This is a genomic window from Vibrio sp. GLN_1 (assembly GCF_043106015.1).
Lineage (GTDB): Bacteria > Pseudomonadota > Gammaproteobacteria > Enterobacterales > Vibrionaceae > Vibrio > Vibrio parahaemolyticus.
Genome location: NZ_JBICMD010000036.1, coordinates 80,145 through 96,625 on the forward strand (window position 1 = coordinate 80,145; position 16,481 = coordinate 96,625).

The window sequence follows — 16,481 nt, forward strand, 5'->3', positions numbered from 1 at the left end:
CAAATATCGCGCATTGAGCAGAGCAATTTAGAATCCTTGTGATGAAGGGATGAAAAACACTCAATCTTTCGATTCATACTGCGCAATATAATGTTTGAGAGATTTGGTTTCCGTACTCTGAAACTCTTCATCGTGCATACGCAGTGCTTGGATACGGTCGAGGCGGAACTGGCGGTAGTCATCGCGCAATTCGCACCAGGCGACCAGCGTCCAGACTTTGCCCCAAAAGAACTGGCCTAACGGTTGGATTTTTCTCTCGGTCACCTGTCCGCTTTCATCTTGGTAATCCAAACTGACCTTAAACTGATGATCAATCGCGTGGCGCAGAAGCTGCCCTCGTTTGGCAGTCTCGGATTGGGTGTGATAATCGGGCACAATCAGCGGACAATCTTCCACTTGTTGTTTGAGCTTATCGGGCAATACTGAAAGTATTTTGGTGGACGCAGAGTGAGACGCTTCGGCGAGTTCAACATCCGACCAGGCTCGAACCATCCGCATACCCAGTTCAAGCGCCATCATCTCTTTTTCTGAGAACATCAAAGGCGGCAGATGAGAGCCAGCTTGCAACAAGTAGCCGACACCTGCTTCACCTTGAATAGGAACACCAGAACTAAGCAACGACTGAATATCGCGATAAATCGTACGTTCGCTAACTTCCATTCTTTCTGCGAGCTCTTTCGCTGTCACGGCGTAACGCTTTGCGCGCAGAAGCGTCAGTAGCTCAAACAGTCGTTCTGATTTGCTCATGATGTTCCTTATCTAGACCTACTGGTTGTTAGTGGTAGTGTGGCTGATTACTTCTCTAGCTCACTGCACATTTTTAAGTTGTGATGTTTAAGCTCGAAGCTTTCGCAGTCAATCATTGATAACAGAGGCTGAAATTCAACGGCTTGCTTAATCTGTTTTCCCGCCTGTTTTGCATCGTCCATTGAACGCCAGTAAATGATGTCTGTCCACACATCGTCCGTCGCTTCGTGACTGAGTGAGCGATACAAAAAGCCCGGCAAATTCTTCACAAACGTTTGTGACTGTTTGGCAGCGGCGATCACGTCTTGTTCTGTTGTGCCTACGGTTAGACGAAATTGCACAGTTTCGATAACGGTTTCCATATTGTGATTCCTTATTGGTTTTGGCGGATTGCCTGTTGAGTTCCAAATAAGGTTACGCGGATGGAATGTCAGAACATGTCAGTAGTGAAATCTCACTCACTTATCATCAATATGGTTATTTTTCTGGGCTGTTGTAACGATCCCAGTAAGGTAAATCTGTGCCGAGTTTTTCGCTGATAAAATCGATAAAGGCTCTTACTTTCAACGGCATGTGCTTGCGCTCAGGGAACACCGCATAAATGGCGTGTTCTGGTAGAGAATACTCTTCCATCACCGGTTTTAGATTTCCTGCGGCAAAGTCTCTTCCTGCAATAAATGTTGGCAGTTGCGCAATGCCCGAACCTCTTAACAGCAACTGGCGAATGGCTTCGCTGTTATTGACGATAAAGTTTCCTTTTGGAAGCACCTTGTATTCGCTGCCGTTGTTGATGAACATCCATTCGACGCCGCCACGGAAATAGGAGTAGCGCAGGCAGTTGTGACTGACTAAATCACTTGGTTTTTGTGGTGTTCCAAACTCCGCTAAGTAATCTGGCGAGGCACAAAGCACACTTTTACAAGGGGCGAGGCGTTTTGCGATTAGATTGGAAGAGGTGAGTTCACCAATACGTATCCCCAAATCAAAACCGTCTTTAACCAAATCGACCATTTTGTCTTCGAGGTTTAAATCCACTTCAATTTTCGGGTAACGAGCGAGAAACTCGCTGATCAAAGGCGCGATATGCAGTACACCGAAAGACATCGGCACGGTAATTTTGAGCCGACCTTGTGGAGAGCCTTGCAGTTCCGATACCGCGTCTACGCCTTGCTGGGCTAGGTTGAGCGCTTGAGAGGCGTACTCAAAATAACGTTCTCCTGCTTCGGTCAGGCTCAGCTTACGCGTGGTTCGGTTAAGGAGACGAATGCCCAAATCGTCTTCTAGTTGGTTGATGCGTTTGCTGATCGCCGATTTCGTCAGATTCAGCTGTTTGGCCGCAAGGGAAAAGCTGCCGCATTCGACAACAGCAACAAAAACGGGCAGGGAGGCAATCGCGTTCACATCAATCTCCTATTATCGTGAAGCATTTATTGTTGAGCACAAGGATACAATTAATTTCCAATTATAGAGATTATCTTCAAGAAGAAAACAATCTAGACTATGCATCAGTATTACGACCTTGATTTTGGGAAGAAGAAAATGAAGTACGATTGGATCCTGTTTGACGCTGACGAAACCTTATTCCACTTTGATGCTTTCAAAGGTTTGCAGCTTATGTTTTCTCGCAAAGGCGTAGATTTTACTGAACAAGATTTTGCTCATTACCAAACCGTAAACAAACCGCTTTGGGTGGATTACCAAGACGGCAAAGTAACGGCAGATGAGCTAAAACATAAGCGTTTTACCGAGTGGGCTGAGAAGTTGAATACCACAACAGCAGATCTCAACAGCGCATTTTTAGAAGCAATGGCCGATATTTGCAGCTTGTTGCCAGGTGCAAAAGAGCTGATGGAAGCGCTGCAAGGCAAAGCTAAAATGGGCATCATCACCAACGGTTTTACAGAGTTGCAAGCAATTCGCCTTGAGCGCACAGGGATGACTGAGTACTTCGATAAAGTGGTGATCTCTGAACAAGTGGGCGTAGCAAAACCGGACTTAGGTATTTTTGAATACGCGATGCAGCAAATGGGCAACCCATGCAAAACGCGCGTACTGATGGTGGGTGACAACCTGCATTCCGATATTCTGGGTGGTAATAATTTTGGTATTGAAACTTGCTGGTTAAATACCACAGGCGCAAGCGTCGATGAGCGTATCGCACCAAATTACACCGTTGAGTCTTTGAGTGAACTAAAGAACATTTTGGTGGCGTAACTGAATCGGGTATTATTCCGCAGTAACCCTCAGAAAAATCAAGGAATAACCATGTCAGACATCAAACAGCTAGACAGCAAAGTCGTTTACCAGAATAAGTGGATGACGGTGCGTGAGGACAAAATTTTACGTCCGAGCGGCGCAGAGGGCATCTATGGTGTGGTCGACAAACCTGATTGTGCTGCGATTCTGGCTATCGATAACGGGATGATTCACTTGGTTCAGCAGTACCGTTACACCGTAGGTCAACGTTGTTGGGAGATCCCACAAGGGGCGTGGGAATCAAACCCAGATGCGGATCATCTTGAGCTTGCCAAAGGCGAACTGCGTGAAGAAACGGGCATGCAGGCGAGCACTATGGCGTATGTCGGCGCGCAGTTTATCGCATACGGCTTTTTGAATCAGACATGTCACGTCTACTTCGCCAGTGATTTAACGGACGTGGGCAATCAACTCGACAGTGAAGAAGAGGATTTGATCACTCGCGCTTTTTCTGTTGAGGAGTTCGAACAGATGATGATCGACGGCACGATCAAAGATTGTGTCACCATCGCCGCTTATGGTTTGGCGAAGCTGAAGAAATTCATTTAGTTATCCATGACGATTTTTTAATGAAAACAGCGGCCTAGTGCCGCTGTTTTTAGTTTGGGTGAGCTCGTTGAGCCATTGCTTACTCGTCGATTTTCTTACCTAAGATTTCCACTTGCGCTTTTTTGGTCACCCCCGCGACTTGCAGCGCTGTGCTGCCAACCGATTCATAGTTCAACTCGATCTTGTCTAATTTCGCGTTATCTTTTGTTGGTAGGCTTAAACTTCTTGATGACATGCCTTTAGTCAGAACACCTAAACTGTCGAACGTCTTTTCCTGACCATCTTTCATGATTACTTTTACGCTTTTCAGATCGACCGTACCTTGCGTACATTTGATTTTGATGTGGCTAAAACGAGCGTTAGCAAATGGGGACAGTGGATTGACTGTGTCGGTTTCCGATTTAAAACTGACGGTTTTATCTGCAATCTTGTCCCAATCGTTGTCTCCAGCAACCGATTGGAAAGAGGCCACAGCCGCTAAAAGACAGAGTGCGATGGTGTTGAACAGTTTCATAGCTTTTCCTTACCTTAGGTTTAGATATTCTGTTTAATCAGTTCGATGACGTGTGTGACTTCGTCTTGAGTTAAAGCCCCTTCTTTCACGAATAAAATTTCGCCTTGTTTATTTTGTACGATAATCGCAGAACTTTCTTGCTGCAGATCCCAAGTTGTTGCTAATACGCCATTTTTGTCTAACACCATGGAAGACCAAGAGAATGTCTTTTTGCTGTCCTCTGCCGATGATTTTACAAATGTACCGGTTCCCCAAATGGCGTCTTCTTGGTTGATTACGGTTGTGGTCTGATACTGATCTTCAGGAAAGTGAGCGGCAGTGATTGCTGACATCAGCGGCGCGTTCATCTCTTTGGCTTTACTACGACCTGCAATGGCTTGTATCACACGGACTTTGCCTAACATCTGCTGAGTTGCCCAAGGTTGATAAGCCACATCGTCTCCTTGCAGCGTCATTTCGCCATAGGTATCAATGCTGACGGAAGGGGTGGTTTGACCGACAGAAAGGTTATGAGAGAAGGCGAATGTCGGGGCGAGTGCGAGTAAGAGTGACAGAACAGATGGAGTTTTCATTGGGGGTTCCTGTAACGAAGTGAGGTTAGAGCGAATCAAAATAAGGGGCAAATACGATGCCCCTTATCGGATGTGGCGTTTAGTTAGAAAGTACAATGCGCGCATTTAGCGGTTGCAGCGGACGATTGTTTTGTCCCATGACTTCCATCAGTTTCGCGGCTTGATCTTTGGATAAGGTTTGAGTGTCTTTAAGCACAAACCAGCGCACACCTTCTGAACATGGTGGTGTGGTTAAAGAGCCGTTAAATCGATAGTAGTTTGCAGTTTTTGGCAGTAAGTCGTTAATCTCAAACGTATCTTTAAAGAACGTGGTTTGATTCTCTTGTGGGATTGCGTTGATCAGTTTAGACAGCGCTGCGTTTTGATCGCCAGCATCAAACATCACCGAAATTACCGCCAACTCGCCGTCTGCGTTGGCGTGTACAAAGTGCGCTTCAAGTGGATATTGGCGGCCTTTGATTTGGTTTTCTGAAGGTGTGTGGAAATGGAACTGTTGCAGCTCGAACGTCTCGCCATCGATGGTGAAGCTATTACGTCCGTTCACTTGCGCTTGCAGCGTATGACCATTGTTGGTTAAACCAATGACCTGACCAGTGTACGAAAGGTTCAGTGCTTCCAGTTTTGCATCGGCTGGGTTGTCGATGTTGATTGGGCTTTGGTTTTTCGTGGTTGCGCAGTCTTTGGCGATTTCTCCCCAGTGTTCTGGCCCGTGTTTGTCATTGCCATAGCCCCATTCCGAAGCCTGAGCCGCGCTTAGAGTGAGAAGTGAGAGTGAAAAAGCAAGTAGTGTTTTGTTCATAATAATGTCTCTGTTCGGTCGCTTTGATAAGCGTTGTTACAAGGCAATGACCTAGAGGTTTGATCACTGCCTGACAAATTAGAAACGGTGGCTGAGTTGGGCACCAATTAGGAACGCATTTGAATGGGTCACGCCCGTTACCATCGGTGCAGGAATACCTTCATACGCGTACTCTTCTACGTTGACATCTTCACCAATCAAGTACGTCATGCCGATGTCAACCGTGGTATCTGATGACCATTGGTAAGAGGCACCCGCAGATAACCAGTGACGGTTCGAATCTGGGATAGAAAGCGAAGTCAGCTCATCGACAGGTGTTTTGTCGAACATGTAACCCGTGCGAAGTGTCCAACGTTCATTGGCGTACCAAGTCGCACCGATGGAGTAGTGCGCGGAGTCTTGCCACTGAAAATCTTTTAGCAACTGATCATCAGCTTTCAAGCTGTCAAATGCTGACCAACCAATCCACTGCACAGAATAGTGCAGGGCAAATTTAGGTAAGACGCGGTGATAACCGGAAAACTCCGCAATATCCGGTAGCGGCATAGCAAGCGAGTCGTACGATTCGCCAGCAAAGTGGATGTCGCCCTTGGCATCTATGTTAGGGCTGTGCTTGTAGCTTAAACCTAAGCGATGACGTTCGTTAAACTCGTACATCATGCCAATGTTCGCGCCAAGCCCAATGCCGCCAGCTTCCACATCAAGTGCGTTGCCTTTTACGGATCCACAGCGTTGTTCTAGTTCGTTTCCAAGTATGTTCCCACCAACGCAAACACCCACGTCCATATCGCGGTACAGCTCACCAGAGCCGTAAATCACATCAATACCACCACCGATACTAAAACGGTCGTTCACCTTGTATGCCAAGCTTGCGCCAAGGTTGACACTCGCTACGCTGGTGACACCGCCAAAAACAGGTGCGCCATAGTTTGGTTTAAACTCCATGTCGGTTCCGAAGTTGGAGTATGCCGATAAGCCTAGATACCAGTCGTCGTTGATAGGGTGAATAAAGTAAAAATTGGGTACAACGGCTGGTTGACCAACGCCATCGACGTCATCAATGTCGGTCACGGTTTGAGAGAAGGACGGGGTAATGTCAACTTGAGGGGACGGAGGAAAACCGCCCATACCAACATTGACATCCGCATTAATGTTAGCTCGATGATATTGCGCATTTTTAACGGTAACGTCAGGTTTGACGTAAGTGACACCGAACGATAAGGCATTTTGTTTAAACAGCGTCATCGCTGCGGCGTTGCGGCTGACTACAGACGCATTATCACCAATGACGGCATCACCAGCAAAAGCACGACCAAGACCCGTCGCCGAATGTTCGTTAATTTGAAAACCACCGGCATACGCCGTCGATGAGGCTAACCCGATTAATAAATAAATCGGTGAAAGAGTGAATTGTCGCTGCATGTTTTTTCTCATGAATTAATTAGAGGTTGTATTGCAACGAAAAGCAGTAAAATAAACAAATCTGACCAGTATATTTAGGGGTAAAACTAACAGTATGTTGACAATAAATAAATTTAACTTAATAAATATTTATTGATGAATTTATTAATGGTTCATGTCGTGAATGTGGTGATTATTTTACGTGTAAATTAAACTCAGAGCCTCTATTTTTATTTTTGCGGTATTACTTCTCTATTTTTATTGTGCTGACTGTTCCCTAACAAACAGAGGCAAATCCAGCGATAAAGTGTCCGTGATGGAAACTCTGAGTCATTTGTATTTCCATTGCATCCCAACGTTGGTAGTTCGAATCAGCAAGAGAACTATCGTTTTAAACCCACATGACACACTCCTCTCGGTCTTACCTGTGTTATGTGGGTATTTTTTATTTAACTTGCCACTTAACTCCTCTTTAAATTCAATCATCAAAATGACCATAATGAAATTTAAATGGATGGCATATTGAATAATTTTGGACTTTACTGGTTTGTTGGTATTTAAAAGTTTTGTTTATAATACTTATAACTTGAATTTCTATATTAAAATGGTCTTTGCTATACGTATTGAATAATATAGTTTTGAAGTGACTATAATATCTCGGATTTTTCACATTAATGATGTTATTCCTTCAGTATCTTGACGTTAATTTACCTATCTTTACGCCTCGTACCCTGTACGGCTAAGAAAAATAGCAGTATAAAATCAAAACGATTATTTACTTCACTCCTGCTATGAAACTCAATAAAAAATGGCTCGTTTTGTGTGGCCTACTTGCTATTGGTGCTGGTGGTTATCATTATCTGCAACGTCCAGAACCCATTTCTCCTTACGCGACAGAAGTCGTTCGCAAAGGCAATATCGAAAAGGCGGTATTAGCCAATGGCATGTTGCAAGCGTCCAAATTGGTGAATGTAGGTGCGCAAGTATCTGGGCAAATTCAACGCCTCGCTGTGAACTTAGGGGATGAGATCAAACAGGGGGACTTGATTGCACAGATTGACAGCCTGACTCAGCAAAACAGCCTCAAAGAAGCCCAAGCGTCTCTTAATAGTCTCAACGCTCAGTACCAGGCTAAGCAAGCGCAGATTAAACAAGCAAACTATGAATACGTGCGCCAAAAAGGCATGTTGGCAGCGAAAGCGAGCTCACGAGCTGATTACGAGAATGCCGAAGCGACGCTCGCCATCTACAAAGCCGAGTTAGCGCAACTGGATGCCGAAATCGAGAAAGCCAAAATCAACGTCGACAATGCGCAGTTAGATCTCGGTTACACCACCATCAACGCACCGATGGATGGCACGGTGGTTTACACCGCGGTGGAAGAAGGACAAACCGTAAACGCCAATCAAACCACGCCAACTATTATCGAGTTAGCTAAGTTAGATACGATGACGGTGAAAGCCGAAATCTCGGAAGCCGATGTGATTTTTGTTCACCCAGGCCAAACGGCGCTGTTCACCATTTTAGGCAAACCGAATCAGCAGTTTAAAGGCACATTGCGCGCCATTGAGCCGGGGCCAACCATCATGGATGGCGATGACAGCGATTTGAGCATTTCAGATAGCGACGCCATTTACTACAACGCTGTATTTGATGTGAAGAACCCGCAAGGTATTTTGCGTATTGGCATGACTGCGCAAGTTTCGATTGTCCTTGAGCAATCGGAAAATACCTTGATTGTCCCTTCACAAGTGCTGCAAAAATCTGGCGGCAAAGGCAACTATACCGTGCCAGTGCTTGAACAGGGCCAAGTGGTGCAAAAGCCCGTGACAGTGGGTATCAACAACAAAGTGAACGCAGAAATTCTCTCAGGTTTGAAGGAGGACGACCAAGTTGTTCTTGGCAATGCTATGGATGGAGAATCATCAAGCCGAGGTGATCGTCGTCGACCTCCAATGAGGTTCTAAGATGAGTGACGTGCTTTTAAAAGTTGAGGATTTAACTCGACGTTTCGTCTCTGGAGACGAGTCGCTTACCGTGTTGAACCACATTAATTTAGAGATAAAACGCGGTGAAATGGTCGCGATCGTGGGTGCATCAGGCTCAGGTAAATCGACGCTGATGAATGTGCTCGGCTGCTTGGATAAACCGTCCAGCGGTCGATACTTCATTAATGGGCAAGATGTATCGACGTTGGAATCCGACCAACTGGCGGAACTGCGCCGCGAGTATTTTGGCTTTATATTCCAGCGTTACCATCTGCTGGGGGATTTAACCGCGGTGGCAAACGTGGAAGTACCTGCGGTTTACGCGGGAGTTCCTCATCGTCAAAGAACGGAGCGAGCGCAGTCGTTATTGGCTCGCTTAGGGCTGGAAGAGCGTTTCACTCACAAGCCCAGCCAACTGAGTGGTGGCCAGCAACAGCGCGTGAGTGTTGCTCGTGCACTGATGAACGGTGGTGAGGTGATTCTCGCTGATGAGCCCACTGGCGCATTAGACAGTCACAGTGGGCAAGAGATGATGGCACTGCTTAAAGAGTTGCATCAACTTGGGCATACGATCATCTTAGTGACTCATGATATGAACGTGGCGAACTTTGCGGATCGCATCATTGAAATCAAAGATGGTGAAATCATTGCAGATACGCCAAATGCACAAGTTGTAATCAATGAGCAAGCAGTACAGACACCGAGCGCGTCTTTTCATCGCCCAGCGCAAGCCGCCAGTAAGTGGTGGAAGTGGGACAGTTTTATTGACGCGCTAAAAATGGCGCTGCTGGCGATGTCTAGCCACAGAATGCGTACGTTTTTGACCATGCTCGGCATCATTATTGGTATAGCCTCGGTGGTTTCCGTGGTGGCACTAGGTAATGGTTCACAACAGCAAATTTTGTCGAATATTTCATCCATGGGAACAAACACCATTGATGTCAGGCCGGGCAAAGGGTTTGGTGACCGCCGCTCCGGACGAGTGAAAACGCTAACCGCCGACGATGCTAAATCGTTGGAGAGTCTACCTTTTGTCGACAGTGTCACGCCGTCTTTATCCAACAGCTTAACCGTGCGTTACGCCAATCAGGATGCAACCGCGTCTGTGGAAGGGGTTGGGGAAGATTATTTCCGTGTGCGCGGTTATGAGATCGCCAAAGGTCAGTTTTGGGATGAAGAGAGCGTGAACTCACTCGCCCAAGAAGCAGTGATTGATGACAACACCAGAAAGGAAATGTTTGCGGATAGAAATCCGATTGGTGAAGTGATTTTTCTTGGTTCATTGCCAGTGCGTATTGTGGGTGTCACGCAGAAAAAAGAAGACGCGTTTGGAAACAGCGACACGCTGAAAATTTGGGTGCCATACACCACTATGTCGGGACGAATGATGGGACAACGCTACCTCAACGGCATTACTGTACGGATTGATGAGAGCGCCCCAAGTGCGGCGGTAGAGCAGAGCATCATCAACTTGTTAAAAATGCGCCACGGTACAGAAGATTTCTTCACGATTAACACTGACACCATTCGTCAGAGCATCGAGAAAACCACCGCCACCATGACGTTACTGATCTCAGCGATTGCGGTGATCTCCCTAATTGTCGGCGGAATTGGCGTAATGAACATCATGTTGGTGTCGGTGACAGAGCGCACGAAAGAGATCGGTGTGCGAATGGCTGTGGGGGCGCGGCAAGCGGATATTTTGCGTCAGTTTTTGATTGAAGCGGTACTAGTGTGTTTGTGTGGTGGCATTGCTGGTATTGGCTTGGCGTTTTTGATTGGTTTTGCATTCAGTACATCTGGCAGCAGCTTCCAAATGATTTACTCAATGAACTCGATCATCTGGGCGTTTATTTGCTCAACGTGGATTGGCATCGCTTTCGGCTTTTTACCCGCTCGCAATGCCGCCAAACTCGATCCGATAGAAGCGCTAGCGAGAGACTAAAAATGAGTAACACAATGAAATTCAAGACTCGATTGGTCGCGGCTGCCTTAAGTGCAGTGTGGTTGTCAGGTTGTGGGTCGCTTATGCGTAGCGACTATCAAGCTCCTGAGGTGCAAGTGCCTGCAAATTGGCAACAGATGCAGGTTGCGGGTGATGTCAGTATGGATCCTTGGTGGTTGGCGTTTAACGACCCAACGCTTAATCAATACATTACTCAGGTGTTGGCTCAAAACAACGATTTGACGCTGGCAACGCTAACGCTAAAGAAAGCGCGTTTACAGCTGGGTTTAGCGCAAGATGACCTTTTCCCTACGTTGAGTTCTTCCACATCAGGACAAGTTCAAAAATCTCTTGATAGCGGGGAATCGGCAGATAGCTACAGCACTAACTTGTCCGTCAATTACGAGTTGGATTTGTGGGGAAAAATCTCGGCAGACGTTGACCAAGCCAAGTGGACGGCGATGGCAAGTCAACAAGATCGCGAGGCGACCGCACAAAGTTTGGTGGCAACGACGGCATCGTTATATTGGCAAATCGGCTATCTAAAACAGCGCTTAAACCTCAGTCAGCGTAATGTGGCAGACGCAGCTCAAACGCTACAATTGATTGAAAAACAGTACCAACTTGGCGCTGTGGATCAGTTAGATGTGCTTGAAGCCAAACGTACGTTGGCAAGCTTACAAGCGCAGCAAAGTGAGTTTGAACAGAGTTTACTTGAGGCAAACAACGCCTTTGCGATTTTGTTCAATCAACCGCCGAAGAGCATCAGTGCAAACATCCAAATGCTGCCTGAAGGCGATATGCCATCGTTGAGTGTTGGTGCTCCGTCTGATTTATTGATCCGCAGACCCGACATTAAAGCAGCGATTTATGAAGTCAAAGCCGCGCTAGCAAATAAAGACGCAGCAGATTTGGACTACTTGCCCAAGCTGACGCTCACAGGGGCTTTGGGTGGATCGTCACAAGCGCTTAAAGACCTGCTTTCCAACCCGATTGGCAGCTTAGGTGCGGATATGACGCTACCGTTTTTGCAGTGGAATGAGATGAAAAATAGCCAAGCCATTGCCGATTTAGACTATCAATCGGCTATTGTGAGTTATCGCCAAGTGTTGTACGCCGCATTCCAAGATGTCGAAAATGCCTTGTCGGCACGCGAGAAATTGAAGTATCAGGCGACGCGTTTACAAGAACAGTATGATGCCGCAAGTGCCGCTGAGTCCATTTATGCTGCGCGGTATCAGTATGGTTCGACGTCGATCATGGACTATTTGAATGCACAAGAAGACACCAAAAACGCGCAAGCTTCTTTGTTGGAAAACCGCTACAACCAGTTTCTCACTCAGGTTACGCTTTACCAGTCTTTAGGGGGGACCGACGTCGCGCCACTGTAACTTGTTTAGCGTTGTGACTGCTGTGACCACAACGTTCCTTCGATAAAAATGGCCACGATGTGTCGTGGCCATTTTGCTTATCAACGTGTGTACGAAGATAAGGTTTCAACTCAGAAGCCGTGTCTGGTTAGAAACGGTACTCGGCTAAGTTGTTGCTACTTTCTAGCATTTTCTCTGCAACATAGCGGTGAGTTGCTGTTGTTGGGTGCGTGACATCCCAGAACACAAACTTCTCAGCACCAGACGCCGCACACTCAGAGCGCAATGCGTGGGTGTACATGTAATCGACAGACGATGAGCGGTTGATGTCCAAACAAGGATCACTCGCGTTCACGAAACCGTGTTCTTCGGGCGCAGAAGTTAGCGTCTCGAACAAGGCGTGAGTATCAAACAACGTGATGTTGTAACCTTGCGCTTTGTAGTACATCGCTTGTGCCTTGATGAACTCGTTCATCTCAAGCACTTTCGCACGAATTTTGTCGATCTCTTCTTGTGTTGAGTACTTAAACTGAGGCGCTTTCGTCGCGTCTGGCAGTGTCATCAACATGAAGTTCTTCGCACCTGCGTCCGTCAAACGAATCAGTGCTTCTGCATAATCTGCTTTCACTTCTGGAACGCCACGGTTGTAGTTCATGAAGTCATTCAAACCAAACTCAAGCGTAAACAAGGTGTTTGCTGGTTTGTAGTTCTTCGCCAGTTTTGCGTAGGTTAAGTACGAAGAAACTTGATCACCAACCCCTGTTAGCGCGATGTATTGGTTCTCACCAGCCGCGCCGCCAACTGCCCAGTTGTAGAGCGGAAGGTTCTTCGCTTTGGCAATGTATTCTGTCCACACAAAACCGTTGGAGAAGTGACCTAAGAACCAGCTGTTCGGGTTAGGGAAGCGCCATTGTGATGCGTTAAAGATGTTGCCTGTATCAGACAAGCTGTCACCGAGTGCAACCACTTTGTTGATTTGATCTGGCTGCATTGCTGCGTCGTTGCTCCAGATCGTGTGGTTGTATGAGAAGCGATTGTCAGCGGCGAAGAACGTAATGTCTGCGTTCTCGTTCGCCAAATCTAATGTTGCTTCACAACGCTGACGGATAACGTTTTGCGACGTGTTGGTGTAGAACATGTTTTTAAATGAAACGGAGCTCCACCAGTAGCCGTCAATGGTGAAGTAGCTACCATCTTCGTTTTTTGCCCATTCCCAATCGGTCGCCGGATCATCTTTCGAGTAGCTGGTGCGATACCAACAGCGAACATAGGTATAGGTTTGGTTTTCTTGCGTGCTGATCACTTCAGACGCTGAAACCATTTCTGGTGATAAGGTTGGCTCTTCGGCAACTGCAGAAGCAAGCGGGAGTAATGCAGTTAATAGTGTGATTGTTTTTTTCATCATTCACTCTTCTTGTAATGGTTATTGACCCAAGCACATTGAAAAAATACTTGGCTATAACATTGTTTAGATGAGAATTTTTCTCACTAAACCCTCTAATTCTGAGTAAATACTCCAGACAGTCAACAACTAAATATTCATTATTTTGATTTTGGCATCACGGTCAAAAAATTCATTCAGCATAGCAATCGATTAAATGGCTCATATTTAGAATAATTACTCACTAACATTAATTTAACATGCATTTTTTGTTAAATAAGTGATTGCTTTATAAGGTTTTGTTGATGCTTTTTGATGTTAACTGAAAATGTTGATTGAATGATATTTTGTACAAATTTGTATATTCATGAAACAAATTGTTTGGCATTTTTGGACGATGAACTATAGCTGAGTGACTCATGTATACATCGCAATGATGATTTTTCATGAGGATATAGTGAATAAAAATTAGCTCAACTAAGGAATAGGGCAAATGCACTACACAACAAGTAAAAAACAAGGCTTATTTACATTGTCTGCTGTCGCCGTCGCGCTGACTGCTTCCATGTCAGCATTCGCGGCTCCACCGATGGGATTCGACGAATCCAAGTTGCCGACGAAATACATCGTCAAGTTCAAAGAAGATCCGGTAAGCCGATCTTCGATGGGTGGCAACTCGTTTTGGGGACCACGTATCGCGCAAGAATCTGTTTTGCAACAGGTGAAAGCACGTAAAGTGGAAAAACTAGGTAACCGTGCCATTTACAGCGTTGAGCTGGATGGGGATGATCTTGAACCACTGCGTAACCGTGGTGATGTGGAATACGTGGAAGTCGATCCTCCGCGTTACCTGCTCAGTGAAACGGTACCTTGGGGTTACAACGCAGTGAATGCTCAGCAGTTGGATGACTTCAATGCAGGTAACCGCACGGTTTGTATCATCGACTCTGGCTACGATCTGTCGCACAACGATCTGAGCGGTAACCGTGTTGCTGGTACCAATGACAGCGGCACAGGATCATGGAGCGATCCTGGCAACAACAACGCGCATGGTACTCACGTAGCGGGCACTATCGCTGCGATCGCGAATACTGAAGGCGTGAAGGGCGTGATGCCAAACCAAAACGTGAACCTTCACATCGTGAAAGTGTTTAACGAAGCGGGCTGGGGTTACTCTTCTGGTCTTGTGAAAGCGATACAAACGTGTGCTGATAATGGCGCAAACGTGGTGAACATGAGTCTCGGTGGTAGCCAATCGAGCCGCACGGAGCAAAATGCGCTGAAAGCGATCTACGATCAAGGCGTACTGTTAATCGCTGCGGCGGGTAACGACGGTAATACAGCGCACAGCTACCCAGCGTCTTACGATTCTGTCATGTCAGTTGCAGCGGTCGATAATCAAAATGATCACGCGGCGTTCTCGCAAGCGACGGATCAAGTTGAAATCGCGGCGCCGGGTGTGGCGATCCTGTCCACCGTAACAGTAGGCGAAGGTAAGTTGTCTGACATTACGCTAAACGGTGTTAGCCAGTTTGACCGTGGCATCGTGCCTCATAACCGTTTGGTCCACAACGGCACTGAGTTTGTACCAGCACCAGTTGCAGGTTCAGTCACCGCGACATTGGCAAGCTGTGATGTGTCTGGTGGCAACTTCAACTGTGGCGACATGTCAGGCAAAATCTGTCTTACTGAGCGTATTGGCAATCAATCTTCAGGTACGTACCCAGAGGTGGATGCAGTCCGAGCATGTTACAACGCAGGCGCAAGCGCGGCGATTGTATACAGCAACACGGCATTAGCTGGGTTACAAAACCCATTCTTAGTTGACCAAAACAACGCTTATCGCATGGTGTCGGTGACAGTTGATCGTGCATTTGGTCAAGAGCTATTGGGGTACGTTGGCCAAGAGATCACGGTTGCAACTACATCAGGTGAAGACTACGAGTACTACAACGGCACTTCGATGGCGACTCCGCACGTAACGGGCGTAGCTGGCTTGGTGTGGAGTTACCACCCAACGTGTACCGCAGCGCAAGTACGTAACGCGTTGATCAAAACCGCGACAGACATTGATGTTGCAGGTCGAGATAACCGCACAGGTCACGGCCTAGTGAATGCGGAAGCGGCGAAGCTGTTCTTGGATGCTGGCTGTAATGGTCCTGACGGTGGCGGTAGCTCTGCAGATTCTAGCTACTCAAACACTAACCCTGTTGCGATTCCTGACAACAAAACCTCTGGTGCCATCAGCGCACTGAATGTCGATCGCACTGGCGACTCAGGTACTGTAAGCATTGACGTAGATATTAGCCATACTTACATCGGTGACCTACGAGTGACTCTGACTTCACCGACAGGTGGACAAGTCGTGCTTCACGACAATACTGGCGGCAGCGCTAACGATATCAAAACCACTTTCCAAGTTGATTTCTCTGGTTTTGAATCACAAGGTTCTTGGGAACTTAAAGCCGTCGACAGTGCCAGAAGAGACACAGGTACAATCAACAGTTGGTCTCTGACATTTCAATAAGGAGTGACTATGAAGAAGCTGACCTTACTTTCCGTAACGGCGGGGAGTTTGACCGTGCTATTGGCGATTGGCATGAGCGCCACCAGCCTTGCCAACAACCAAGGCTTTCCTCTTGTGGATGAGCGTCCAACAAGTGCAGAGCAACAACCGGCTCGCTATTTTGTGAAATATCACAAAGGGAAAGAAAGCGAAGTGAGAGCGCTTCTTCGTCACAACAACCTTGAAGTGGTCGATGCTTTGGTGAAACAGCAAGTGTTGGTAGTAACCGGCTCTCAAGAAGATGTCGACAAGCTTTCCACCAGCGATGCGGTTGAGTACACCGAGCAAGAACCAACGAGAAAGTTGCTGTCCCAATAAGATAGCCTCAATAAGAAAAACGCCCCTCACGTGAGGGGCGTTTTTTTGAGTGCTTTTCTATGGCTAAAGCCTCTC

Annotated in this window: 15 protein-coding genes; 7 read left to right on the forward strand and 8 right to left on the reverse strand. The window is 46.8% G+C overall.

Annotated features, from left to right (window positions below; translation table 11 throughout):
* Positions 1-60 precede the first annotated feature (60 nt).
* The 3 genes from ACF8OV_RS18170 to ACF8OV_RS18180 all read right to left on the reverse strand — a co-directional run bounded on the left by ACF8OV_RS18170 (position 61) and on the right by ACF8OV_RS18180 (position 2,148).
* Positions 61-747 carry a YafY family protein gene (locus ACF8OV_RS18170; protein WP_140122310.1) on the reverse strand — a complete coding sequence of 229 codons (687 nt, stop codon included), beginning with the start codon at positions 745-747 and terminating at the stop codon, positions 61-63.
* A 47-nt stretch (positions 748-794) separates the two neighbouring features.
* Positions 795-1,109 carry a hypothetical protein gene (locus tag ACF8OV_RS18175; RefSeq protein ID WP_086584635.1) on the reverse strand — a complete coding sequence of 105 codons (315 nt, stop codon included), beginning with the start codon at positions 1,107-1,109 and terminating at the stop codon, positions 795-797.
* A 115-nt stretch (positions 1,110-1,224) separates the two neighbouring features.
* A complete protein-coding gene (locus ACF8OV_RS18180; protein WP_005384329.1) occupies positions 1,225-2,148 on the reverse strand; it encodes a LysR family transcriptional regulator in 924 nt (307 codons plus the stop codon).
* Positions 2,149-2,286: 138 nt separating this feature from the next.
* Here ACF8OV_RS18180 and yjjG point away from each other — a divergent pair, with 138 nt between their 5' ends.
* Together yjjG and ACF8OV_RS18190 are read left to right on the forward strand one after the other, a co-directional pair.
* Positions 2,287-2,961: a pyrimidine 5'-nucleotidase gene (gene yjjG, locus ACF8OV_RS18185; protein WP_005374109.1), complete on the forward strand. Its 675-nt coding sequence runs from the start codon at positions 2,287-2,289 to the stop codon at positions 2,959-2,961.
* A gap of 51 nt (positions 2,962-3,012) precedes the next feature.
* Positions 3,013-3,552: an NUDIX hydrolase gene (locus ACF8OV_RS18190; RefSeq protein WP_005374107.1), complete on the forward strand. Its 540-nt coding sequence runs from the start codon at positions 3,013-3,015 to the stop codon at positions 3,550-3,552.
* Between the two features lie 79 nt (positions 3,553-3,631).
* Here ACF8OV_RS18190 and ACF8OV_RS18195 read toward each other — a convergent pair whose 3' ends face one another.
* From ACF8OV_RS18195 to ACF8OV_RS18210, 4 genes are all read right to left on the reverse strand, one after another.
* Positions 3,632-4,066, reverse strand: coding sequence for a hypothetical protein (locus ACF8OV_RS18195; protein ID WP_005480927.1), 435 nt, complete (start codon positions 4,064-4,066; stop codon positions 3,632-3,634).
* A gap of 20 nt (positions 4,067-4,086) precedes the next feature.
* Positions 4,087-4,638: a YtfJ family protein gene (locus ACF8OV_RS18200; RefSeq protein WP_005480925.1), complete on the reverse strand. Its 552-nt coding sequence runs from the start codon at positions 4,636-4,638 to the stop codon at positions 4,087-4,089.
* A 79-nt stretch (positions 4,639-4,717) separates the two neighbouring features.
* Positions 4,718-5,437 (reverse strand): carbonic anhydrase, encoded by a 720-nt coding sequence (locus ACF8OV_RS18205; protein ID WP_203504315.1) that lies wholly within the window; start codon positions 5,435-5,437, stop codon positions 4,718-4,720.
* Between the two features lie 78 nt (positions 5,438-5,515).
* The gene (locus ACF8OV_RS18210) at positions 5,516-6,859 is read right to left on the reverse strand and encodes an OmpP1/FadL family transporter (protein ID WP_180762830.1); all 1,344 of its coding nucleotides are present in this window, start codon (positions 6,857-6,859) and stop codon (positions 5,516-5,518) included.
* Positions 6,860-7,629: 770 nt separating this feature from the next.
* Between ACF8OV_RS18210 and ACF8OV_RS18215 the strand changes: the two genes are divergently transcribed.
* The 3 genes from ACF8OV_RS18215 to ACF8OV_RS18225 are packed head-to-tail and all read left to right on the forward strand — an operon-like array spanning position 7,630 to position 12,162.
* Complete coding sequence (locus ACF8OV_RS18215) at positions 7,630-8,805, forward strand: efflux RND transporter periplasmic adaptor subunit (RefSeq protein WP_023583888.1); 1,176 nt, start codon at positions 7,630-7,632, stop codon at positions 8,803-8,805.
* Between the two features lies 1 nt (position 8,806).
* The gene (locus tag ACF8OV_RS18220; protein WP_203504318.1) at positions 8,807-10,771 is read left to right on the forward strand and encodes a MacB family efflux pump subunit; all 1,965 of its coding nucleotides are present in this window, start codon (positions 8,807-8,809) and stop codon (positions 10,769-10,771) included.
* A 14-nt stretch (positions 10,772-10,785) separates the two neighbouring features.
* Positions 10,786-12,162, forward strand: a complete 1,377-nt coding sequence (locus ACF8OV_RS18225; protein ID WP_317676220.1) for an efflux transporter outer membrane subunit — start codon at positions 10,786-10,788, stop codon at positions 12,160-12,162.
* Positions 12,163-12,289: 127 nt separating this feature from the next.
* Here ACF8OV_RS18225 and ACF8OV_RS18230 read toward each other — a convergent pair whose 3' ends face one another.
* Entirely contained in the window at positions 12,290-13,546 is a 1,257-nt protein-coding gene (locus ACF8OV_RS18230; RefSeq protein ID WP_017448010.1) for a type 2 secretion system lipase, read from the reverse strand.
* A gap of 469 nt (positions 13,547-14,015) precedes the next feature.
* On the opposite strand from ACF8OV_RS18230, the gene ACF8OV_RS18235 reads away from it, so the two are divergent.
* Complete coding sequence (locus ACF8OV_RS18235; RefSeq protein ID WP_129147100.1) at positions 14,016-16,049, forward strand: S8 family serine peptidase; 2,034 nt, start codon at positions 14,016-14,018, stop codon at positions 16,047-16,049.
* Positions 16,050-16,058: 9 nt separating this feature from the next.
* Positions 16,059-16,406: an ATPase gene (locus ACF8OV_RS18240; RefSeq protein WP_129147101.1), complete on the forward strand. Its 348-nt coding sequence runs from the start codon at positions 16,059-16,061 to the stop codon at positions 16,404-16,406.
* The last annotated feature ends 75 nt before the right edge of the window (positions 16,407-16,481 follow it).